Here is a 23,888-nt window from a genome sequence, read left to right as displayed (position 1 = left end):
ATCGGTTATTCAATTTGCGTTACGCACCCATGTTCCACCTGAAACATTTTACTCACTGGTGTACCTAACGAATCGACTATTGCCGCAGGTTCAATGGCCGTCACAAACACTTGTGCCCCCGTATCATGAAGCTGCTGTAGCAATAGTTTCCTATGCTGTGCATCTAACTCTGACGGTAAATCATCCACCAGATATATACTACTTTTGTTTATTTGCTGCTTAAGCAGCTTTCCCTGCGCAATACGTAATGCACAAACCAATAATTTTAATTGGCCTCGAGACAGGGCGTCTTGAACGGGCATCGTTCCTACCCGTAATCTTAAATCTGCTTTATGGGGACCACTAATGGTATAACCTATTGATAAATCCCTCTGATACTGAGACTCGAGTAGCTGTGCATACTCGGTTTTACTGTCCCAGCCCCGCGTAAATGAAACTTTGACATCTATTCGCGGTAAAAACTCTTCGATTATACCTTTAAGTTGCTCATTTAACGAGTCTATATATTGAGTTCTTATTTGCGTCACTAATTGGGCATATTTCACCAATTCTTTATCCCAAACTTGAATACCAGAATAAGACGCTTCACTTTTAAGAAGTTGATTTCGCTGCTTTAAAATACGCCTTACATTGACCCAAGCCTGATAGAAGTGAGGGTCAGTATGAAAAGCGCCCCAATCAATAAACTGCCGGCGCGATTTAGGGCCTTCAAACAATAGAGAAAAACTTTCCGGTGTGATCACCTGAATAGGAAGACTATCGGCCAACGTCGATAAACGTTTGACCTTTTCACCATTCATTTTAACCTGAATATCACCATTTCTCAGGCGGCGTAAGCCAATTTTATCTTTTTGTTGATGGCCATTATTAAGCTCGGCAAATAATGTCAATTGCTCTTCATTATATTGAATGACCCTTTGAGACAAATGACTGCGAAAAGAGCGGCCCATCCCTAAAAAGTAAATCGCTTCTAAAAGGCTGGTTTTACCGCTGCCATTTTGGCCATAAATAAGATTCACCCCTTCCCCCAAAACTAGTTGGGCAGAAACAATATTTCTGAAGGTATCAATATGTAGACGTGTCAAACTCATCGTTCTCTCACTCTACAGTAGAAAAACAAAAAAAGGGATAATGAACAAGCATTGCATTTGCCCATTGAATCAATCGACAGTATATCAATTAAGTGGTTTATTCCGCTCAACTGATCAATCAATATGAAAAACAACAATGAAAACCTAAAGCCTCATTGGCATAACAACATACATAGAATCTTGTTGAACAGGATCATCAATCAGTGCGCTAGAATTACCATCAATAAGCGTAATGCGAACATCATCAGATTGAAGGTTATTCAAGACATCCAGTAAATAACTCACATTAAAGCCAATCTCTAACGCAGGATGTTCATATTCAACATCTAAAATTTCTTCCGCTTCTTCCTGCTCTGGATTATTCGCTGTTATTTTAATAAGGTTATTTTCCAGTAATACTCGCACACCTCGAAACTTCTCATTAGACAAAATGGACGCACGTAACAAGGCTTGTTTTAATTGTTGGCGACTCGCAATGACAATTTTATCGCCACCTTTAGGCAATACTCGACGATAATCAGGAAAACGCCCATCCACTAACTTACTGGTAAATACAGCTCGAGTTGTCGTTGCGCGAATGGCATTATCACCAATAGCAATACTCACATCAGCATCATCGCCATCAAAAATGCGCAATAATTCAATGACGCCTTTTCGTGGGACAATGACTTGTTTTTCAGGTAATTGAGCTTCAATCTCTCTGTTACTCATTGCCAACCTATGCCCATCGGTCGCGATGGCGCGTAACATATTGGCTTCAGTTTCGAGCAACAAGCCGTTTAAATAATATCTCACATCTTGATTCGCCATAGAAAACTGAGTCGCATCAATCAAGGATTTCATCGTGCCTTGTTTAAGCGTAAATTCAATATCAGCCTCAAAGGCTTCCACATTAGGATACTCACTCGCAGGTAATGTAGCTAATGTAAAACGGCTTCGACCCGAACGAAGCAAGAGTCGATTTTCTTGCTGCTCAATGTTAACCAAAACTTGCTCAGGTAAAGACTTCACAATATCTAAAAATTTCTTTGCTGGAACCGTCGTTTGTCCTTGCTCAATATCGCCTTCAAGTATAGCCTGACCGACAAGCTCAACTTCTAAATCAGTCCCTGTCATCTTCAAGGCATCACCCCTGACAACAAGTAATAAATTAGCTAAAATAGGGAGATTATGTCTTCTTTCAACAGCCCCAGTCACCAGCTGTAATGGTTTTAATAGGGCGTCCCTATCAATTGAAAATTTCATTGGTTTCAATTCCCTGTATTAAGAAGATAAGGTACGAATTAAATTAGCATAATCTTCTTTAATATCGTGACTTTCTTCTCTGAGCTGTGCAATTTTACGACACGCATGTAACACAGTCGTATGATCACGGCCACCAAAAGCATCGCCAATTTCAGGCAGACTGTGATTAGTTAACTCTTTAGACAACGCCATCGCCATTTGTCTCGGTCTGGCGACACTGCGAGAACGGCGCTTAGACAACATATCTGCCATCTTAATTTTATAATATTCAGCAACGGTTTTTTGAATATTATCGATCGTCACTAATTTTTCTTGTAACGCTAACAAATCGCGTAATGCTTCTCGTACAAAATCGATCGTGATAGGACGGCCAGTAAAATTCGCATTAGCAATAACACGATTGAGCGCCCCCTCTAATTCACGTACATTGGAACGTAAACGTTTTGCAATAAAGAAAGCCACTTCATCAGGTAAGTTAAAACCACTTTCTTGTGCTTTACGCATTAAAATCGCAACACGGGTTTCTAACTCCGGCGGTTCAATTGCCACAGTGAGTCCCCAACCAAAACGCGATTTTAATCTATCTTCTACACCATCAATTTCTTTTGGGTAACGATCAGATGTCAAAATAACTTGATGATTTCCCTCAAGCAGTGCATTAAAAGTATGAAAAAACTCTTCTTGAGAACGATCTTTATTGGCAAAAAATTGAATATCATCAATAAATAAGGCATCAACACTGCGATAATAGCGCTTAAACTCTTCGATGGCATTATTCTGTAATGCTTTCACCATATCTTGTACAAAGCGCTCTGAATGCATATACACCACTTTAGCATCAGGCTTATTTTTAATAATACCGTTACCTACCGCATGCAATAAGTGGGTTTTACCTAACCCCGTTCCACCATATAAAAACAATGGATTATAGGCACCCCCTGGGTTTTCAGCCACTTGTAATGCCGCCGCTTTTCCCAGTTGGTTGGACTTACCTTCGACAAAATTACTAAATTGGTAAGTAGGATTAATATTACTGCGATGATTGGCATTTGGTGTAGGATCAGAATGTGGGGTATTGAACGCAGGTTTATTACTTGAACGAGAAGCTGCTACACGAGGCGTTTTAGCAATAGTCTTAGCAGGAGCTTGAGGTTTAGCCGATGGACGACTACCAATATCAAAACGTAATTGAGGCGCATCATTTCCCATTTGTTCAATGAAAAATTGCGAAACGATATTAATATATTTATCTCTCACCCAATCTAAAACAAAGCGATTAGGTGCATAAATCACAAGCACGTCTCCCTCCATTTCGGCCTGCAATGGTCTAATCCACATACTAAATTGCTGAGCAGAAAGTTCATCTTGTAATCTGCTTATACATTGCTGCCAAAGTGAAACCGCCACGTACTTATCCCCAAAAAGATCCTACAAAAGAGGGGTATTCTATAATGAGAACCAAAGGATCGCTATCCTTATAATATATTTATCCCCAGATAGATCACTTTTCATCGACGAATGTCGATCTCTAGATGATCCAAATTGATCGATATAACAAAAACTATAGCCAGATACGAACGATAAGACGATCTTCTTTGGTCTCCTCCCCAAAAAATACGCTAGTGATCGTACCTATATTAGACCACTAGATATAGTGGTAACTCACAGAGTTATCCACATAGTATAGTGCTTACTCCACACTTTTATCGTCTTATTTTAAGCAAAAAATCATTTAAATTAATTTTAGTAAAACCTATAAATATCAGACAGTTAAAAAAAACAGCATGGTATCCATAACAACCTGATAATTATAGCTTTTTTTATTTCCTTGAGATTAAGACCATTTTTACTCAGGTACTATTTAATCACTTGAGGCGATTGCTTATTGACGAGACAGCCTAAAGTGATTACAATTCGGCCTCTTTTTTAGCCTTACTTCTAAAAAAATTTAGCAAGTAAGTATTATTCACTAACACAAAGACGGATTGCCTCAATGAGTAAACGTACTTTTCAACCAAGCAACCTGAAGCGCAAGCGTTCTCACGGCTTCCGCGCTCGCATGGCGACAGCAAACGGCCGTAAGGTATTGGCTCGCCGCCGTGCCAAGGGTCGTGCTCGCCTTTCTGCTTAATTTTAAGTAGGAATTCAGGTGACTAGCTACACCTTTACACGGGAGTTACGTTTGCTAACTCCCGCGCAATTCAAATCTGTATTTTCCAATCCCGTCAAAGCTTCTTCTGCTGAAATTACATTACTTGCAAAGCCCAACACAATGGCCCATCCTCGTATAGGTTTAACCGTTGCTAAACGTTATGTAAAAAGAGCCAATCAGCGCAACAGAATTAAGCGTGTCATTAGAGATAATTTTCGTTTGCATCAACATGACTTACCACCCGTAGATATTGTGGTGTTAGTCAGAAATGGCGTATTGGAAATGGATAATGCAGAACTCAAGAAACTGGTAGAAAAGTTATGGCGCAAACTCAGTCGCCGTTACAATGGCTAGCCACTAAGTTTATTCGTGGTTATCAAATTTTTATCAGTCCCATGCTGGGTCCTCAATGCAGATTTACGCCAACCTGTTCAACTTATGCCATAGAAGCAATTCAATTGCATGGATTGATAAAAGGCTGTTGGCTTGCAGCGAAACGTATATTAAGATGCCACCCTCTACATCCGGGTGGTGATGACCCCGTTCCTTTAAAAAAACATAGGTGCAAAAAATAGGCTATGGAATCTCAACGCAATATACTGCTAATAGGTCTGCTATTTGTCAGCTTTTTGTTGTGGCAACAATGGCAAACTGACAAAGCCCCAAAAACTGTAGCAACTGAACAATCAGTGGCTGCTTCAACTGTGACAGACTCTCATAGTACCGACGTTCCTACTGCCGATACAGCATTACCTGCAGCAGTAACCGCCTCAAAAGAGTTAATCACTGTTACAACTGACCAATTGGAAATAAAGATTAATCCTATTGGTGGTGATATCGTTTACTCAGCCCTACTTTCACATAAGTTGGAAGAAGGTAAAAACGAACCCTTTGTGCTACTTAATCAAAATAAAGATATTACTTATATCGCACAAAGTGGCTTAATAGGCCGTAATGGTATTGATAGCACTAAAGGCAGAGCGCATTTTAGCGCCGAAGCCCAAAAATTTAACTTAGCGTCAGGGCAAGATACACTGACAGTGCCCTTGACCTATACTGCCGCTGATGGTGCCAAATACACAAAAGAATTTATTTTCCATCGTGGAAAGTTTGATATTGATGTTGACTACAAAATAAATAACACCACATCGGCACCATTACAAATTCAGATGTACGGGCAAATCAAGCACAGTATCAAGAAAAGTGGCAGTAGCATGATGATGCCGACTTATCTTGGCGCCGCCTTCTCAACAGCCAATGTGCGTTATGAAAAATATAGCTTTGATAACATGGCAGATAAAAATCTTGACCAATCGACCTTAGGTGGATGGGTTGCCATGTTACAACACTACTTTGTGTCAGCTTGGATACCACCTGCTGGAGACAAAAATACCTTATTTTCTAGCATCAGTGCTGGTGGTCTTGCAAATATAGGCTTCCGTGGAAATGTACATACCATTGCACCAGGTACGGAACAAACCATTCACTCACAATTCTATGTGGGCCCTAAAGATCAAAAAGCCTTATCAGCAATTTCAGATACATTGAATCTAGTGGTGGATTACGGCTTCTTATGGTGGTTGGCTGTTCCTATCAATAAGTTATTGATGTTCTTCCAATCATTAGTGGGTAATTGGGGCTTAGCAATCATCTTGATTACGCTAACGGTACGTGGACTGTTATACCCACTTACCAAAGCACAATACACGTCAATGGCTAAAATGCGTAATCTACAGCCTAAAATAACCGAACTTAAAGAGCGTTTCGGGGATGATAGGCAAAAGATGGGACAGGCCATGATGGAGCTGTACAAGAAGGAAAAGGTCAACCCTATGGGGGGTTGTCTACCTATCTTGCTGCAAATGCCTATTTTTATTGCTTTGTATTGGGTATTGATGGAAAGCGTTGAATTACGTCATGCCCCGTTCATGTTCTGGATCACCGATTTGTCAGTACAAGACCCTTACTATGTACTGCCTATTTTGATGGGTGTCTCTATGTTCATTATGCAAAAGATGCAACCAATGGCCCCCACAATGGATCCTATGCAAGCTAAGATTATGCGCTGGATGCCTGTCATGTTTACTGTATTCTTCTTATGGTTCCCAGCGGGCTTGGTACTGTATTGGTTAGTCGGTAATATTGTGGCCATTACACAACAAAAAATTATTTATTCAGGACTTGAGAAAAAAGGCCTGAAATAAAACATAATAAGCAACATAGTCAAAGGCGGTTTAATACTCAGTATTAAGCCGCTTTTTCAATAAAAACAAAGGGGAAATAATGACAACCGATACGATTGTGGCACAAGCCACAGCACCTGGACGTGGGGGGGTGGGTATCATTCGAGTCTCTGGCGACCTCGCCACCCAGGTCGCTATGACCGTACTGGGACATCTACCTAAGCCCCGCTATGCAGACTATTGTGACTTTAAAAGCGCTCAAGGAGAAGTAATAGACCAAGGTATAGCACTGTATTTTAAAGGACCTAATTCCTTTACGGGTGAAGATGTTCTTGAATTACAAGGTCATGGAGGGCAGATTGTGCTTGATATGCTAATCAAACGCATCATGGAAACAGAAGGCGTGCGCATTGCCAAACCTGGTGAGTTTAGTGAGCAAGCCTTTCTAAATGACAAGCTAGATTTAACCCAAGCAGAAGCCATTGCCGATTTGATTGATGCTACCAGCGAACAAGCCGCCAAAAGCGCGCTACACTCACTTCAAGGTGAATTTTCGACTCAGGTACATGAACTGGTAGAGCAAACAACTAACCTTCGCTTATACGTGGAAGCAGCAATAGATTTTCCAGATGAAGAAGTCGATTTTCTTAATGACGGAAAAATCGCAACGGCGTTGTATAGCATTATCGATAAACTCAATGATGTTCAACAAAGTGCCCAGCAAGGTGTCATTATTCGTGAAGGCATGAAAGTCGTTATTGCCGGACGACCAAATGCAGGTAAATCAAGTCTTCTCAATGCCCTAGCTGGAAAAGAATCCGCCATTGTCACGGAGATAGCAGGCACGACTCGAGATGTACTCAGAGAGCACATTCACCTTGATGGTATGCCCTTACACATTATTGATACTGCCGGTCTACGTCATACTGATGACATCGTAGAAAAAATGGGTATTGAACGGGCTTGGGATGAAATAGCCACAGCTGATAGAGTGTTATTTATGGTTGATGCCACAACAACGGATGCGGTTGACCCCCATGATATTTGGCCAGACTTTATCGAACGTTTACCTAAGAATTTAGGCATAAGTGTTGTACGTAACAAAGTCGATATCACTCAAGAAAATGTACTTATCACCGACAACGGTCATTCGCCGGTCTTTCCTATCTCAGCAAAAACAGGATTAGGCATCGATGAATTAAAACAACACCTAAAATCATTGATGGGTTACCAAAGTAACCTAGAAGGCGGATTTATAGCTCGTAGGCGCCATTTACAAGCTCTTGACCTCGCCAGTAGCCATTTACTATTAGGTAAAGAGCAATTAGAAGTCTATCAAGCTGGAGAGCTATTAGCAGAAGAACTGAGAATGACTCAAATGGCGTTATCTGAAATTACAGGTCAATTTACTTCTGATGATCTGTTAGGAAAAATCTTTAGTTCATTCTGTATCGGAAAGTAATCGCTATTTAAAACACAATAAGAGGATATATTCTATCCTCTTATCTTGTTATTTATTAGAATAAACTCAATTCAAGTGTATAATTTTCACCTTGATTGTTATCCCAATACGTCTGGCCGTTGACCTCATAAAAAATAGCAAATTCAATGGTCGCACTGGTTCCACCCGCTCGATACGTTCGAGTCACATAGTTATACCAACTGCCAATATAATAACTCGTTAATCTCCCTAATGGCGCAAAATCAATCCCCCAACGCTCATAACCATTATTATAAGCTTGTTCAAATGACAACAAACTGTCCTGATGAGTATTCCAATGATCATCAGTCCAACGAATGCCAACACTTTTATCAAAAGCTAAATCCTTAACAAGAACATCCACCCATAGTGCCTTATCTTGCCATAAACTCGGTGTCATTCCAGTGTCATATACCCATTGACCGACAGCATCAAACTTCACTTCATCGCTTCCATTAGCCATACCTAAATACATAAGTCCAACTAATAACAATATGATTTTTTTCATTATCTCTTTCCTTTTAAATAAATGGCATCTCATGTAATGCACATTAAAAATAGCAGAGTTATCACAGATAAAAGTGACATTAATGAAAAATAAAAAATCACTATAATATCCAGCAAGCAACCCGCATAATACGACTCACTTTAACGCTATGGTCATTGCATTAGCGACTCAAAAAACATCCTTACGCCATAAAAATATTAAGCATACTAGGAGTTATTATGCTGAAAAAACTCACTTTCACACTCCCTGGCCAATTAGTTATTGCCGCTTTATTAGCCGCATTACTGGGTTATGCGGTGCCAATAGCTTGGCTAAACACTCACTCTGGAGTACTCGAGTTTATTGGCTTAGGTAAACTGATATATATTGGCTTACTAAAAATGCTCGTGGGAGTAGTGGTCTTATTCTCACTTCTACAAGGCATTACTCATATTGGCTCTATTGTCAGTTTAAAATCCCTTGGTGGTAAAACCGTTGCTATATACGCCCTCACAACAATACTTGCTATTAGTTTAGGCCTAAGTGCCGCCTTACTGATGCCAACTTGGCCTGCTTTAATGTTTACACCTGATGCCAGTAATGTACAACTTATCTCCCAAGACGCAGCAACGGGTGGCAGTATCAGTACAAAATTACTCACGATGGCACTGACCAATCCTTTTAATGCTCTCTCCAGTGGTAATTTACTCGCTATCGTATTATTCGCCATTATGTTTGGCATTGCGTTACTGGTGAGTCTTCCTGCTAAACATGCCGTATTTCAAGTTATCGAAGCCATTAATACAAGTTTAACAAAACTGATTTCCGCGATTATAAAATTGGCACCTATCGCCGTATTTAGCATTATTTTTGAATACACGAGCCTAGGAAACACGCAGCTGTTTGGTGAACTCGCCAGCTTTGCCTTATTAGTATTTATTCTCACTCTTGTTCATGGAGGAGTCACTTTACCCCTACTCGCAAAAATATTCACAGGCCGTAAGTTACTTCCCATGTTTAAAGCGATTTCCACCCCAATGGCAATGGCTTTTGCCACCTCATCAAGCGCCGCAACTCTCCCCTTATCCATGCGTGTGGCAGAAGAAGAACTGGGCGTTTCTCAATCCACTAGCAGCATGGTATTACCACTAGGCTCTATTATGAACATGGATGGTACCGCCCTATTTGAAGGTGTAGCGGCTATCTTCTTAGCCCAACTCTATGGAATAGATTTAGGCACCTCTGGACTCGTCGTCATCTTTTTAATGGCGATGGTATCCTCCATTGGTGCACCCGGTATGCCTTCAGGCTCAATGTCAGGTATGCAATTAGTCTTACTCGCTGCAGGAATACCACTTGAAGCCATTGCGATTTTATTAATCATAGAAAGACCCCTTGATACCTTTAGAACTGCAGTGAATGTAGAAGGTGATTTAGTGGCCTCAGTGATTGTCGATAAGTGGCAACAAATGAAAAGTTAATCAACATCAAGGAGGCGAAACACTTACCTATATTTACCTGAACTCGGGATAATGAAATTTAGTAACTTCATTAATCAATTATAAGTCAATAACTTAAAAACAACCCCATGCTTATTTGTTTTTAATATGGCTTAATACCGAGTTCAGGTTTACCAGACGCTACTTTATCTCTACCACACGGCTCGCTTTTTTATATTTTATACGCCACCCTGACCAGCGGGGTAACTCCCATCGTTTAGGTCCCCGTTTACGTGAACCTTTAACATACAATAGCGTCACGCAGTTATTATTAGGGCTATATTCAACGTCAAGTGTTAATTCTGGCAAAATTAATATCTGTGGATATAAACTATCAAACTCATCACGTTCCCAATCTGGAATACCATCAAAAAACAAATCACTTTCATCGAGCAGTTCGAGGTCATCAACACTCTCAACACCCAATTCCAAAAGTTTTCGTTTTAAATGACTTTTTACACATAATGGATCTTGTACTGTTAAAAAGTTATCCACAGGGTGTTTCTGCTGTTTTCTTTTCAATTGCAGCCAAATATTCCAAGCATCAATATCTCGCTCGATCTTAATGGCTAAATGAGGAAAAACAGTGCCTGATAAAATCGATCCAACAATAGACTCAAGTAATTGATCGCCTTTCACTGATCCTATTCGCGATCCAATCACTCTTCCTGCATAATGCCTAACAAAAAATACCTTATCGGGCTGATGAGCACTTGAGGAATCACTCACACATTCTTTTCCTACCTCAGCCTCAACTAAAATATTAAGTGAAATAGGTGCCATACAGTTCGCAAAATTAACGGTTTGTTTCACACCTTTACCCACAAGTGAAAATTGATCGAAAACGACCGCAGCTAAAGGATTCGCTTGACCTTCTTCGGAGATGAGTTCAGCCATAAATCGACTTGATTGACCAATTTGTATTTCACTGAAGCCATTACCTAATGATTGATAACGCTTTTCTCTGCGCACAAAAGCTAATTCAGGAAAAGCCTTAATCACATTTAATAACCACTTTTCTCTTAAGGTCTCATTAATGATCATTTCTTGCTTGTCTACATTGAGTTGTAGACAAATTTGACTCGCCAACTGTTTTGCTTCGTTTAATAAAATGAGATCAACTCGCAAATAATCAGGTACGGCTTGCCTCATCACTTTGATCAATAACATCGCATCACAATTTAATGGTTCCCATTGTATTAATGCTTGCCTATCTTGTATCGATGAGGGCAAAGTAATCAGTTTTTTCCCAACACTCAATGCCGCAACAAGATCAATCATTATCCCCTTATGGATCTCATTATCCATCGCACTGATTAAATGAGAAAATAAAGTATCAATAGGCAGAGGGAAAAGCTTTTTACCATGTAATGTTATTTTTCCATTTTGTTCAATAGCCGCCATCTTAATCAAAGTTTCATAGGCTTTTGACAGTGTTTTTTTAGGCAGCACATCAATAAACTCTAATATTGAAAGCTTATAACCTATTGCGGCCGCTGCAAGCATAGGTTCCACAAGATCATTTCGCATTAATTCAGGCTGGGAATCCACATCTAAAACGGCATGACGTCCCCACAATCGAATACATACACCGTGTTGTGTGCGCCCAGCTCGCCCTTTACGTTGTTCGCTGCTCACATGAGAAATTCGAGACAATGACAAAACCGTCCGTCCATTTCTTTGTAATGTCCTTCTCTCAAGTCCTGAATCAATAACCGCAGCAACACCTGGAATCGTTAAAGATGTCTCAGCAACATTGGTGGAAAAAATGACCCTGCGACTCGACGCTTGGACCAATACACTTTTTTGCTTATCATGGTTAATACCACCATGTAAAATAGCTGAAGAAAAACCGGCCTCATAAAGTAAAGACCGACAATGTTGTTCACAATTATTGATTTCTCGTTTACCGGGTAAAAAAACAAGAATATCTCCTGTCAAATATTCAATATTAATAATCTGTTCGATCGCTTTTTTAACTTTTATTTCAATATCATTGAGTTCAGGTAATACATCACTTTTCGATGATTGGTAGAAAGTTTCAACTGGAAATTGACGTCCACTAACCTTTAAATGTCTAACTTCAACATCTTGATTTGTTTTTAAATATACGATTAAAGCAGCAATATTCATGGTGGCTGACGTAAGTACCAGTTTATGTTTTCCTCGCTGTTTTAATATTGCCAATAAAAGATCCGTGTCCCAACGACGTTCGTGAAATTCATCAAAAACAATAACATCAAAATCAGCTAAATCATTTTCATTCAACCAGCGCAGTGCGACACCAGGCGTCACAAAAGCCACTTGTGTGGCAGGTACCACTGTTGAATCAAATCGAATGGAATACCCCACATTAATGGCAGTATCAAGAGCCAAATCTGCTTGTGCATCTTTAGAACTCACAAATTCAGATAAAGCCAAGCATGCGACTCTTCGAGGCTCAATGACCAAAACCCGCGCTTTTTTGCCAGCAATCATTAATTGAGATGACCAAAGAGGTAACCGCGTTGATTTACCTGATCCAGTCTCAGACTCAACAACTAAGTGATGATTCTTGAGTAAATACAAGAACTCACTTCGCAGGCTATCAATAGGTAAATGCAAACTTTTCCCCTTAAAAATAGACTATATTAATATTAGATCTTGATCATAACGACACGCACAAATGATGAAAATACAAAAAGAAAGCTTAATCAATACCTATAAACTCATTTCACTTGAAAACAGGCACGTTACAGGGGAAATAACTTATCCGTTAGGATCCGATGCAACTGGCATACTAAATTATACCGCCAATGGATTTTACTTTATTCATTTAATGGCTAATAATCGTCCATTTCATAAAGAAAATAACTTATTAAGTGGTACATTAGAAGAAATAGAAAGGAGTTATCGTAGTTATTTTTCTTATGCAGGTACTTTTCATATAGAAGACAATGACATCATTCATCATGTTACTTATAGTTCACTCCCCAATTGGGCTAACACAGATCAACGACGAACAATAAAGTGGAACCAAAAGCAATTAATGTTATCAGCAAAAAACGTATATATTAATAATGAATTAGTTGAGCCTTATGTTATTTGGGAACCAATAAGCACCAAATCAATATGATTTAAAAAAACATCTCATTCTTAAATCATTTTATTAGCAGAACATAAAATAGCCCAAACAGGGGGCTTCAATCCTAAAACAATTTCTGGCAGCTTGTGCAATCAGTGAATGAAGTCTCAATATACTTTGTACTGATAAAGGACCCTATTATGTTGCTCACCTGTCGATTGCGAATGTTGTTTAATATTTTAAAAAATAGCAGTATCAAATTAAACATCAAAACAATACCTTTGATAATACTATGTATCTTCCCCTTAGCAGCCCAGGCAGGAAATGTACCTTTAATTAAAACCGATACCGTCATTATCCAATCTCAAGCAGCACCTCTTTATAACACCTTACTTAATTTCAATGATTATCACTTATGGAATCCTTGGTTATTTGAAGCGTCAGGCGATCCCAGTTTAGGTGGTAATGTGTGGGCTAAATTGATATTAGATGAAAAGGAAATGGAGTCAAATCATACAATAATCCACCTCGAACAGAATCAAGTTTTCTGTTGGCGAGATGAAATGTGGTATAGCTTTCTAGCAGGGGGGGAGCGTTGCCGCTATTTAACCCAGCAAGACGATGGAACCACGCAAGTCTCTGGAAGCTTTCAATTTAACGGATGGATTTCAGGACTCAGTTACTTGCTATATAAAGAACAAATGTTTAATGGCATGACGAATGAACTCTTAGGCTTAAAAGAGCATTTTGAACGACCTCAATAATATCTGAACTCAATAACAATTAATCAAGGAAAGGTATATGCGACATTTATCATTATTGATAACGTTAGTTATGGTGTTATTTTCCACCTCCGTTAGTGCAACCACACTTAATGATTTAAAAGCACACACTCCCACTTCAGATAAAACATGGGCTGAACAATGGTTTTATAATGTTGCGGTTCCAAATGTGGGTTACTTTAAAATAAGCTTTCAAACTTATATTGCTCCAGACTTTGAACTTCCCAAACCAAAAGCCTATATTCATCTTGCCTTTACACCCATTGAAGGCACAACCACTAAATATGATTTGTTTTTAGATGATGTCATTCTAACACACCCAGATGGTTCAAATAATTTTTATTATGAAGTACCAGGAGTCATTATCGCCGATGAAAATCGCCTTGATATCAACCATGAAAACTTCAAATTCACCCTAAACTGGAATGGAGAACATCATCACTACTGGCATGGTTTAAATCCAGGACAAACTCCATTCGGTATCATTCCTGAATTACCAGGAGTGGGTGGAAAATGGTTTTTATACACTGTAGGTACTCCCATTGAATACAGTTTTGATAATGGCAATCAGTTCTTATCAGGCACAGGTTACGCCCAATTGGATAAAGGCTGGTACGATAAAGAATCTAGCAGTGGTATGATGTACACCATGGGCTTGTCTGATGATCTTTTTTACATGTTTACCGGCGCGGTATTTGGAGATTCAACTTTAGAAATGTGGGCGGGCCGCTATATTTCAAAAGAATACGATCTTATTTTCCATCCAGCCTTTAATAACTTATCTGTAAAACGAGAAATTGATGCTTGTGCTGGATACCTGAAAGTTGAATTGAATAAAATAAGTCACAAACTGATTTTAGAGGCGCAAGCAGATATTAATAGTTTCTATCCTCTGAATTTCCCTTCAGTCATAATATTTGGTGGAGAGCAAAGATATATGAAAACAATGAAGGCAAATTTAAACTTTGATCTGTATCATTTTGGAGAGTTAAAAGAAACCATTCAAATGCCGCAAGCTTTATTAGAATTTAGTGGTCCCTTCGCTTGTGAAGATGTGTTCAATCAATAACAATTCAACTCAACAGTGCAGAACAAACTGCACTGTTTCATATTGTTAGACTCAAGGGACAAGATTGAGTAGAGATCACTTTCCCTTAAGCACTGTGTTAAACTGCGGGCCTAAATCTATGGACAATCTTCCCCTTTGCAAGCATTTAACTTACCTTGTTGTTTTCTATCTTCCTCTAAGACTTGTGTTAAATCTTCTAATCTTTGCTTAAATGCAACACCATAACTTTGATCGTCTCCCCATAAGTGAGACAAACTCTCTAAAGAATCTTCATCATGTTGCCTGAATAATTCCCCCGCTCTGTTTGAAGCAAGTTCACTGTGACCTAATAACTTTAATGCATCAATACCTAAGTTTGAAGCAGAATCAAATGTTTCTCGCCTAAAACAACTGACACCAAGTCGTAATAATTCATAAGCATGACGCCTATCTATTGCTCGAGCCACTAACTTTAAATTAGGAAAATATTTTTGACATAATTCTATTATAACCAATGTTTTAACAGGATCATCAATAGCAATAACTAACAGCTTAGCCTCGGCAGCACCTGATGCCGCTAATAAGTCAAAACGTGCAGCGTCACCATAAAAAACTTTAGAACCAAATCGACGAACAAGCTCTATTTGTGTCGGGCTATGATCTAAAATTGATAATTGATACCCTTGCGCTTTAAGCAAACGCCCTACAACTTGTCCAAACCGTCCGTAGCCTGCAATAATAACGTTATTCGTTGATTCTATCTCACCTGGACTATCAAATTCATCTTTAAGCGACTGATCTCGTTTTTCAAAATACTCATATCCAAGTAAAAGGATTGGCGCTAATAACATTGAAATAGCAACCACTAATGTTGTGAGGTTAACTTGTTCAGGGGATAAAATTGATAAACTGCCTGTTAAAGATAATAATACAAAAGCAAACTCACCTCCTTGAGCTAGAGCAAGCGTAAACAGTAACTTTTGATTTCCCTGTAATTTGAAAACGCTGCCTAGAATAAACAACACTGTCGCTTTAATGATAATCAATGCAATCACACAAGTTAACACCAATAAAAAATATTCATATAAGAGTGAAAAATCGATAGATGCACCCACAGTGATAAAAAACAATCCTAGTAACAGCCCCTTAAAAGGCTCAATATCAGCTTCAAGCTCATGCCTAAATTCACTTTCAGCCAATACGACTCCAGCAAGAAAAGTCCCTAACGCAGGAGATAAACCAATTTTTTGCATCAACAATGCAATGGCTATCACTAAAAATAATGCAAATACAGTGAAAATTTCTCTTAAGCGTGTTTCAGCAATATAACGAAAAGCAGGCCCAGCGATAAATTTACCAAAAAAAACAATAAATGCGATCATCAATACTGATATCACAACTTGCAACAATAAAGGAAAGCTGTCGATTAAACTCTCAGAACTTTTAAGGTGACTTGGCTCACCTAAAGCTAATAAAGGCAATAATGCAAGGATAGGGATCACGGCAATGTCTTGAAATAACAAAACCGAAAAACTATTCTGCCCAGCTTCTTGTTTTATCCATCCTTTCTCAGTCAAAGTTTGTAACACAATCGCAGTGGAAGATAAGGCTAACATTAGGCCTAACGCTAAAGATGCTTGCCATGACAATAATAAAAAATAAAAACAAATAATAAATATAAATAGTGTACTGATAATAAGTTGTAGCCCGCCAAGACCAATAATGGAACGACGTAATGTCCATAGCCGACTCGGTTGTAGCTCCAAGCCAACAAGAAAAAGCATCATTACCACACCAAATTCAGCAAAATGCATTACCTCAGTTTGGTCACCCACTAAACTCAAGAAAAAAGGACCAATTAAAATCCCTGCGAGAAGGTAACCGAGTACAGAACCTAAACCTAAACGCTTAGCTATCGGTACTGCGACAATTGCAGCAGCTAAATAGACGACAGATAGTTCTAACATTTAATCTCCAAAAAAATTATCATCTTAAAAAAAGCATCCCTCATTTAGTTTACACTGACTATCGAGATTAATAGTTAATTTAATGGTCATTTAGATGCCGCAGAAGCACAAGTAGATTGATAGCATTTAGAATGTGTAGGAAATTCGATGAATGAACAAAACAGATAGGCACAACAACTCAATTTCACACTAAACGATTAACGTGAAATATCAAGTCTCTAATCCTCTCAGTATTAAGCTCCTTAACCTTGAATTGATTGAGACTGTAAAAAACGGTACAACTCATCAATACTGTCACTTTCAAAAATAATTTCACTGTCTTCATCATGAAATACATCAGGATACTCTTCAACGTATCCTTCCTCTCCAGAAGAAAACTCACCGAGATGATTAATGCTTAATACAGTATAATAAGGACGACTCCACTCATTACCCATTGGAGAAGCAATATAATCAATCTGTAATTTAAGATAAGCATTTTCAGTAACAAAACTGTACTGCGAGGTAATCGCTTCATCTAAAACGGAAGGATAAGATACAACAGAAAATATATCTTTTTGGCTGACATTATCGGTAAATTCAAACATAGTAATCCCTCATCTTAATCCATATTATCCATTTTCGCTTCAATAACGACCTAAAAAATCAAGTCTTTTTCTTCAAATATAATACCTATTAATTATTCGGCTTCATATTTTCCAATACTTGAAAAGGTACTAGAAACCGATATAACCCTTCAACAGACTCACTTTCAAAAACCACTTCAGTGGTTTCATCATGTACTATTTCAGGTAAATTATCAGTTCCTACATTCTTAGCCGTTCTTACAATATAACGTGGAAAATCATTTAAACGTGCTTCTTTCTTTACAGGGTTAACCCATAAAACCAAATATTCTCCCAATTTTATACGACTTTCACAATGAAACAGAAAACTTGGACAATCATCATCATTCCAACTTTTATCATGTAAAAATGGAAAATCAGACAAATCAAATCCCAAGTCAAAATCTCTTCCAAATTCATCCTGAAATTGATACATATAAACCTCAACTCTGAATGTTTAGAAAGTTAATTTTCATTCTTAATATTCATCGTGTTATCAAAAAACACCCAAAATAGAATAAAAATCCTAGACTTGATTCTACTCTCCATTATTCTGAATTACGTCAACTCTATTAGATTGATTAGTCATTGACAAATAACTTCAGGTTATGAGCCACTCGCTCAACAATCGTTCATCGATTTTAAAATGACAATAAAAAGTGAAAAATAAATGATTTATATACCGACCTCTAACCCACTTTTAAATCTTCTAGTATCTGAAAAGGCGCTAAAAATCGATAGAGCTCATTAATATTTTCACTCGAAAATATAATTTTACTATTTTCATCATGTGCTATTTCGGGTTCGGCTTCTGTACCAAAGTTTGTCGCTGTTAACACCGAATAACGAGGAAAATTACAATTTCTTTTTGAAGTATCCTTATGTTCAACCCACAGTAAAAGATATTCTTTATCGTTCGGCTCCAATGCATGAAATACAAAGCTAGGACATTCATCCAGATGGAAACTTAAATCCTCTAAGAAAGGAAATATTGTGATATCAAAACCTAAATCAAAATCTTGGCCGAATTCTTGTTGATATATATGCATAATGACCCCAATCAAACCGCCAAACTGAATCTCCCTATTTTTTAATGACGAGAACATGATATTAATAAAACAATGGCGTTTTTGATCTCAAACGCAATGGAAAATAATTTGTTACAAATCCATACTACTATGCATTTGATTAAATTTCGCCCTATATTAAGAATTTTTAAGCATATACAATCAAATTTTTATAAATAAAATAGATATAGAAAATAACAAGAAAATAATTTTCTATTTTAATTTCATGCGATTAATTTAAATTTTTATTGAATAAGAAAAAATGTAAAATATCAATATTATTTTAATTATTAGACAATGGATAATTTTGAGCTAAGTTTACAGGTTGATTATAAAAATATATCCGTTGTTTTAATCATTGATAATCCCTAATCAAAAAATTCCCTCTCCATTAAAACGCTATTCCAATGAAGGTTTCAAAAAACGCTACCCAGCTTTAATCATTTTAGATATACGGCCCATTCACATCCATATGAACAAGAGTTGCATTAACCTAATATAGGTATAGAAAATGTCTATTGTATTTTAGAACAACAAAAGCCTAAACATTAGATAAGGTAGGTAGAGCGATGTTTGAACCTATCGTATTTTTATTTTCCGCTGAATGACCATTTGTTTAATCAAATGAATATAAGAGTCCATTCAAGCACAATAGATGAGGCAAAATAGTAATCAATCCCTTTCAATGATAAGAAACAAGTATAACGTATTAATATTCATTGTTTATTATTATCCTATAACCAATAAGAAGCTATACTGAATACTCACGTTATCCTCCTTTATATGAGATAAATATGATAGATAAAAGTCAGCTATCCTCACCCATCACTTCTCATAAGGAAATACAAAAATTTGATCAGCTAGCAAAAGAATGGCGCGATCCCAATGGAGCATTCAAACATGTACATACTTTTAATCAAGCGAGACTCAATAATATAAGATCGGCAATCGCCAATCATTTTGATCGCGATCTCACACACGATCATCCCTTTGAAAAAATCAACATACTTGATATTGGTTGCGGAGCAGGGCTCCTTGCTGAGCCATTGGCCGCACAAGGTGCACATGTAACCGGAATAGATGCCAGTGCAATCAATATTGAGATAGCAAAACAACATGCTGCAGCAAAAAACATTGAAATAAATTATTCACATTGCTTAGCCGAAAACCTAATAAAGGAAGGTAGAAATAAAGCAAGTGTGGATGGATATGATGTTATTTTGAATACTGAAGTTATTGAACATGTGACTGAAAAAAATAAGCTTATTGATACTTGTTGCCAATTATTAAACCCTGAAGGATTATTAATCATGGCGACATTAAACCGTACGCTAAAATCCTATCTTGTCGCGATCCTTGGTGCCGAATACATCATGCGCTACCTCCCAATTGGCACACATCAATGGCAACACTTTGTCAAACCTAGTGAAATCATCATTCAGCTACATCTTAATCAGGTCACATTACTCTATACAGAAGGAATGAGTTTAAATCCTTTTACTCAAAAATGGCGAACGCATAGTAACACCAAGGTGAACTACCTCCTCTATGCAACTAAGACTCAAAACCCCAAACCATCAATATCAATCTAGCTTGATAGCTGCATTTCACTTATCATCCACTCAAATTAGCCAAAAAAGTCAGGAAGTACTGTGTCAAAAATAGATATTATCATTGGAACAACCTTAGGGAGTGCCGAATATGTTGCCGATGAAATAGCATCAAAACTCCTCGAATTAGGTCATGAAATCCAGCTTCATTTAACACCAAACAGAACAGAACTCACGCCTGAATCACTTTGGTTTCTCGTTTCTTCAACTCATGGCGCAGGCGATCTCCCCGATAATATTCAACCTTTTTTTGATGAGATCGAGAAAAACAAACCCGATCTGAGTCATCAAAAGTTCATTCTTTGTGCCATTGGTGATTCTAGCTATGACACCTTCTGCCATGGCCCTATCAAGCTAAGCACCTTGCTAGAACAGTGCTCAGCTAAGGCATATGTGGATAAGATCGAAATAGACATTCAGCGCGATCCCATTCCAGAAAAAGCCGCTATATCTTGGTTGAACCAATGGTGCGATCGACTTTAAGATCGAAAATCTCCGATCGCAAATAAAACAATGCACAGGTTAGATCATATTTATCCACACATTATTTACTTTTTGTATAGATGTGTGGATAAGGTATTATTTTATCCCATTATAACTCTGTATTATTCAACACACGATCACTAAGAAGATCACTCCTGTGGATAAGTAAGCGATCTATCCCCATCTTATATCCAGTTTGATCCCGATCTGATCACAGGATAAATTTTCTATTACTAATTGAATATAAATAAGAAAATAGCTTATCCACAGAATATGGCGATCTTAATAATAACCATAATAAGAGATCTATATAAAGATCTTAAGATCTATTAAGCGATCGCACTCGATCAAAACAAATGAAATAGATCGTTCACCTTCTGACGATCCAATGCTAAAATACCCCGCTCGAAATAAATTTAGTCTTTTACCAATTGAAGGTTATTTAATGCTTTTTCATGAACGCTTTGATGTGATCGTTGTAGGTGGTGGTCATGCTGGCACAGAAGCGGCTTTAGCTTCTGCTAGAATGGGATCTAAAACACTATTACTCACCCATAATATTGACACATTAGGACAAATGTCCTGTAATCCAGCCATTGGCGGAATTGGTAAAGGACATTTAGTCAAAGAAATCGATGCACTAGGCGGTGCCATGGCAACTGCTACAGATTTTGCTGGAATTCAATTTAGAACCTTAAATTCCAGTAAAGGCCCAGCAGTTCGAGCTACCCGTGCACAAGCCGATAGAAATTTGTATAGACAAAAAATACAAAATATTTTACAAAACCAACCCAATTTACGCATTTTTCAACAAGCAGTAGATGATTTAGTTGTTGAAAATGAAAAAGTTATCGGTGTTATTACTCAAATGGGATTAGCATTTGAAGCCCCCGCTGTTGTCTTAACTGCAGGCACATTTTTAGGGGGCAAAATTCATATTGGTTTAGAAAATTACAGCGGTGGCCGAGCGGGTGATCCACCTGCGATCGCACTTGCTCATCGGTTACGTGAATTACCTATTCGAGTAGGCCGTTTAAAGACAGGTACTCCACCTCGAATTGATGCTAATAGTATCAATTTTGATTTAATGTCAGAGCAAAAAGGGGACAACCCTTTACCTGTGATGTCCTTTTTAGGTAATGTTGAACAACACCCTGAACAAGTCTCTTGTCATATTACACATACCAACGAAAAAACCCATGAGATCATTCGTGGTGGGCTCGATCGAAGCCCAATGTATTCAGGAGTCATTGAAGGTATTGGCCCGCGTTATTGCCCATCAATTGAAGATAAAGTCCATCGTTTTGCCGATAAAAATTCACATCAGATCTTTATTGAACCTGAAGGGTTAAATACCAATGAGATCTATCCAAATGGGATCTCAACGAGTTTACCCTTTGACGTTCAATTGAATTTAGTGCGATCGATCCAAGGAATGGATCAAGCTCAGATCATTCGACCGGGTTACGCGATCGAATATGACTACTTTGATCCGCGTGATCTTAAAAACTCTTTAGAGACCAAAACCATTAATGGTTTATTTTTTGCTGGTCAAATCAATGGAACAACAGGCTATGAAGAAGCCGGTGCACAAGGTTTATTGGCCGGAATGAATGCATCGCTACAAGTGCAAGGAAAAGAAGCTTGGTCCCCACGACGTGATGAAGCTTATTTAGGGGTCTTGGTTGACGATCTTTCTACTTTAGGAACAAAAGAGCCTTATCGTATGTTTACTAGCCGAGCGGAATATCGTTTATTACTACGTGAAGATAATGCCGATTTGCGCTTAACGGAAAAAGGACGTGAATTAGGTTTAGTTGATGATTATCGTTGGGCTAAATTTAATGAAAAGAGAGAAGCAATCGAATCTGAACTGCAACGTCTTCGTAGTCAGTGGGTTCACCCTAACTCTCCTTTAATTGATGTATTAAATCCTGTATTAAATACGCCTATTGCTAGAGAAGCTTCATTTGAAGAACTATTAAGACGACCTGAGATGGACTACCCTAAACTGATGGCTTTAGAAGGGTTTGGTCCAGGTATTGAAAATAAGCAAGCTGCTGAACAAGTACAAATTCAGGTTAAATATTCAGGGTATATTCAACGTCAACAAGATGAAATTGATAAAGCGGTCCGTCATGAAACAACCGGCTTACCCCTAGACTTAGATTATCAAGAAGTACCCGGTTTATCCAATGAGGTCATTGCAAAAATGAATCAGCATAAACCAGAAACAATAGGGCAAGCATCACGTATTTCTGGTATGACGCCAGCTGCAATCTCTATTTTATTGGTACATTTAAAGAAACGGGGTTTATTAAGAAGGAGTGCTTAATAAATATACAGTTTAACTAAATATATTGGAGGAGCTCATGGCTGCTCCTTATATTTATACAGCAATGATAGTAAACTTAGCGTCTTGAATGGATTAATCCGCGTGTTCTTTGAGGGTGTATTCTGTGTTATCAACACAATTAGATAATTATTTGGCGGCCATGGGGCTGAGTGCGACGGCAAAACAAAAACAACAATTGCTTGATTTTGTTGGAATGCTAAATAAATGGAATAAAGCCTATAATTTAACGGCGATCCGCGATCCAGAGCAAATGTTAATTAAACATATCATGGACAGTTTAGCGGTATCACAGCATTTACAAGGTCAACGTTTTATTGATGTTGGAACGGGTCCTGGGTTACCAGGGATCCCATTGGCCATTTTAAATCCTGACAAAGAATTTGTTTTACTTGATAGTTTAGGTAAACGTATTCGTTTTCAAAAGCAGGTGCAGTTTGATTTAGGCATTCATAATATTTGTTCTATTGAAAGCCGTGTGGAAGCCTATCAACCTGAAGAGAAATTTGATGGTGTGCTAAGCCGTGCATTTGCCTCGATACAAGACATGTTGCATTGGTGTGAGCATTTGCCTGCTGACTCAGGTTGCTTTTATGCGCTAAAAGGTCAGCTATCAGCCCAAGAGATGGAAAATTTACCTAATGGGTTTGAACTCACCAATGTGATTGAATTAACTATTCCTAAATTGGATGAGCAAAGGCATTTGCTACGCGTTGTGAAGCAAAAGTAGTATTGAACAGTTGCTTTCTGCCGCCGCTTCAAGCAATTTGTA

22 protein-coding genes are annotated in these 23,888 nt (G+C 38.1%); 13 read left to right on the top strand and 9 right to left on the bottom strand.

The window, feature by feature from the left end:
- Positions 1-5 precede the first annotated feature (5 nt).
- From recF to dnaA, 3 genes are all read right to left on the bottom strand, one after another.
- The gene (gene recF / locus Q0976_RS11615; protein WP_299493995.1) at positions 6-1,091 is read right to left on the bottom strand and encodes a DNA replication/repair protein RecF; all 1,086 of its coding nucleotides are present in this window, start codon (positions 1,089-1,091) and stop codon (positions 6-8) included.
- Between the two features lie 144 nt (positions 1,092-1,235).
- The gene (dnaN, locus tag Q0976_RS11610) at positions 1,236-2,336 is read right to left on the bottom strand and encodes a DNA polymerase III subunit beta (protein WP_299493994.1); all 1,101 of its coding nucleotides are present in this window, start codon (positions 2,334-2,336) and stop codon (positions 1,236-1,238) included.
- 18 nt (positions 2,337-2,354) lie between these two features.
- On the bottom strand, positions 2,355-3,743 hold the full coding sequence (gene dnaA / locus Q0976_RS11605; protein WP_299493993.1) for a chromosomal replication initiator protein DnaA: 1,389 nt from the start codon (positions 3,741-3,743) through the stop codon (positions 2,355-2,357).
- Between the two features lie 586 nt (positions 3,744-4,329).
- Between dnaA and rpmH the strand changes: the two genes are divergently transcribed.
- The 5 genes from rpmH (at position 4,330) to mnmE (ending at position 8,133) form a co-directional block, all read left to right on the top strand.
- Positions 4,330-4,467 (top strand): 50S ribosomal protein L34, encoded by a 138-nt coding sequence (gene rpmH / locus Q0976_RS11600; protein ID WP_011758135.1) that lies wholly within the window; start codon positions 4,330-4,332, stop codon positions 4,465-4,467.
- 18 nt (positions 4,468-4,485) lie between these two features.
- Complete coding sequence (gene rnpA, locus Q0976_RS11595; protein ID WP_299493988.1) at positions 4,486-4,842, top strand: ribonuclease P protein component; 357 nt, start codon at positions 4,486-4,488, stop codon at positions 4,840-4,842.
- A complete protein-coding gene (yidD, locus tag Q0976_RS11590; RefSeq protein ID WP_299493987.1) occupies positions 4,809-5,063 on the top strand; it encodes a membrane protein insertion efficiency factor YidD in 255 nt (84 codons plus the stop codon). Before rnpA ends, yidD begins: the two co-directional genes overlap by 34 nt.
- 3 nt (positions 5,064-5,066) lie before the next feature.
- Positions 5,067-6,692, top strand: a complete 1,626-nt coding sequence (yidC, locus tag Q0976_RS11585) for a membrane protein insertase YidC (protein ID WP_299493986.1) — start codon at positions 5,067-5,069, stop codon at positions 6,690-6,692.
- A 79-nt stretch (positions 6,693-6,771) separates the two neighbouring features.
- A complete protein-coding gene (gene mnmE / locus Q0976_RS11580; protein WP_299493985.1) occupies positions 6,772-8,133 on the top strand; it encodes a tRNA uridine-5-carboxymethylaminomethyl(34) synthesis GTPase MnmE in 1,362 nt (453 codons plus the stop codon).
- 55 nt (positions 8,134-8,188) lie between these two features.
- Here the strand turns inward: mnmE and Q0976_RS11575 are convergent, their stop codons facing one another.
- Entirely contained in the window at positions 8,189-8,659 is a 471-nt protein-coding gene (locus Q0976_RS11575; RefSeq protein WP_299493984.1) for a hypothetical protein, read from the bottom strand.
- A 218-nt stretch (positions 8,660-8,877) separates the two neighbouring features.
- Between Q0976_RS11575 and Q0976_RS11570 the strand changes: the two genes are divergently transcribed.
- Positions 8,878-10,119, top strand: coding sequence for a dicarboxylate/amino acid:cation symporter (locus Q0976_RS11570; protein ID WP_299493983.1), 1,242 nt, complete (start codon positions 8,878-8,880; stop codon positions 10,117-10,119).
- A gap of 159 nt (positions 10,120-10,278) precedes the next feature.
- Here the strand turns inward: Q0976_RS11570 and Q0976_RS11565 are convergent, their stop codons facing one another.
- Positions 10,279-12,741 carry a helicase-related protein gene (locus Q0976_RS11565; protein ID WP_299493982.1) on the bottom strand — a complete coding sequence of 821 codons (2,463 nt, stop codon included), beginning with the start codon at positions 12,739-12,741 and terminating at the stop codon, positions 10,279-10,281.
- Positions 12,742-12,802: 61 nt separating this feature from the next.
- Here Q0976_RS11565 and Q0976_RS11560 point away from each other — a divergent pair, with 61 nt between their 5' ends.
- The 3 genes from Q0976_RS11560 to Q0976_RS11550 all read left to right on the top strand — a co-directional run bounded on the left by Q0976_RS11560 (position 12,803) and on the right by Q0976_RS11550 (position 15,052).
- A complete protein-coding gene (locus Q0976_RS11560) occupies positions 12,803-13,252 on the top strand; it encodes a lipocalin-like domain-containing protein (protein ID WP_299493981.1) in 450 nt (149 codons plus the stop codon).
- A 149-nt stretch (positions 13,253-13,401) separates the two neighbouring features.
- Positions 13,402-13,965, top strand: coding sequence for a hypothetical protein (locus tag Q0976_RS11555; protein ID WP_299493980.1), 564 nt, complete (start codon positions 13,402-13,404; stop codon positions 13,963-13,965).
- 37 nt (positions 13,966-14,002) lie between these two features.
- Positions 14,003-15,052 (top strand): hypothetical protein, encoded by a 1,050-nt coding sequence (locus tag Q0976_RS11550; protein WP_299493979.1) that lies wholly within the window; start codon positions 14,003-14,005, stop codon positions 15,050-15,052.
- 116 nt (positions 15,053-15,168) lie between these two features.
- Here the strand turns inward: Q0976_RS11550 and Q0976_RS11545 are convergent, their stop codons facing one another.
- The 4 genes from Q0976_RS11545 to Q0976_RS11530 all read right to left on the bottom strand — a co-directional run bounded on the left by Q0976_RS11545 (position 15,169) and on the right by Q0976_RS11530 (position 18,652).
- Positions 15,169-16,998, bottom strand: coding sequence for a monovalent cation:proton antiporter-2 (CPA2) family protein (locus Q0976_RS11545; RefSeq protein ID WP_299493978.1), 1,830 nt, complete (start codon positions 16,996-16,998; stop codon positions 15,169-15,171).
- Positions 16,999-17,240: 242 nt separating this feature from the next.
- The gene (locus Q0976_RS11540; RefSeq protein WP_299493977.1) at positions 17,241-17,585 is read right to left on the bottom strand and encodes a hypothetical protein; all 345 of its coding nucleotides are present in this window, start codon (positions 17,583-17,585) and stop codon (positions 17,241-17,243) included.
- 88 nt (positions 17,586-17,673) lie between these two features.
- Positions 17,674-17,988, bottom strand: a complete 315-nt coding sequence (locus tag Q0976_RS11535; protein ID WP_299493975.1) for a hypothetical protein — start codon at positions 17,986-17,988, stop codon at positions 17,674-17,676.
- A gap of 304 nt (positions 17,989-18,292) precedes the next feature.
- Entirely contained in the window at positions 18,293-18,652 is a 360-nt protein-coding gene (locus Q0976_RS11530; protein ID WP_299493973.1) for a hypothetical protein, read from the bottom strand.
- Positions 18,653-19,464: 812 nt separating this feature from the next.
- Between Q0976_RS11530 and ubiG the strand changes: the two genes are divergently transcribed.
- From ubiG to rsmG, 4 genes are all read left to right on the top strand, one after another.
- Positions 19,465-20,262: a bifunctional 2-polyprenyl-6-hydroxyphenol methylase/3-demethylubiquinol 3-O-methyltransferase UbiG gene (gene ubiG, locus Q0976_RS11525; RefSeq protein ID WP_299493971.1), complete on the top strand. Its 798-nt coding sequence runs from the start codon at positions 19,465-19,467 to the stop codon at positions 20,260-20,262.
- A gap of 60 nt (positions 20,263-20,322) precedes the next feature.
- Complete coding sequence (gene mioC / locus Q0976_RS11520) at positions 20,323-20,763, top strand: FMN-binding protein MioC (RefSeq protein WP_299493969.1); 441 nt, start codon at positions 20,323-20,325, stop codon at positions 20,761-20,763.
- 445 nt (positions 20,764-21,208) lie between these two features.
- Positions 21,209-23,098, top strand: a complete 1,890-nt coding sequence (gene mnmG, locus Q0976_RS11515) for a tRNA uridine-5-carboxymethylaminomethyl(34) synthesis enzyme MnmG (RefSeq protein WP_299493967.1) — start codon at positions 21,209-21,211, stop codon at positions 23,096-23,098.
- A 124-nt stretch (positions 23,099-23,222) separates the two neighbouring features.
- Complete coding sequence (rsmG, locus tag Q0976_RS11510; protein WP_299493965.1) at positions 23,223-23,846, top strand: 16S rRNA (guanine(527)-N(7))-methyltransferase RsmG; 624 nt, start codon at positions 23,223-23,225, stop codon at positions 23,844-23,846.
- Positions 23,847-23,888: the final 42 nt, after the last annotated feature.

It is taken from the genome of uncultured Shewanella sp. (assembly GCF_947501665.1).
In the GTDB taxonomy this organism is placed as follows: domain Bacteria; phylum Pseudomonadota; class Gammaproteobacteria; order Enterobacterales; family Shewanellaceae; genus Shewanella.
Note: the sequence above shows the minus strand (reverse complement) of the source record. Positions and strands in the feature narration are given on the sequence as shown.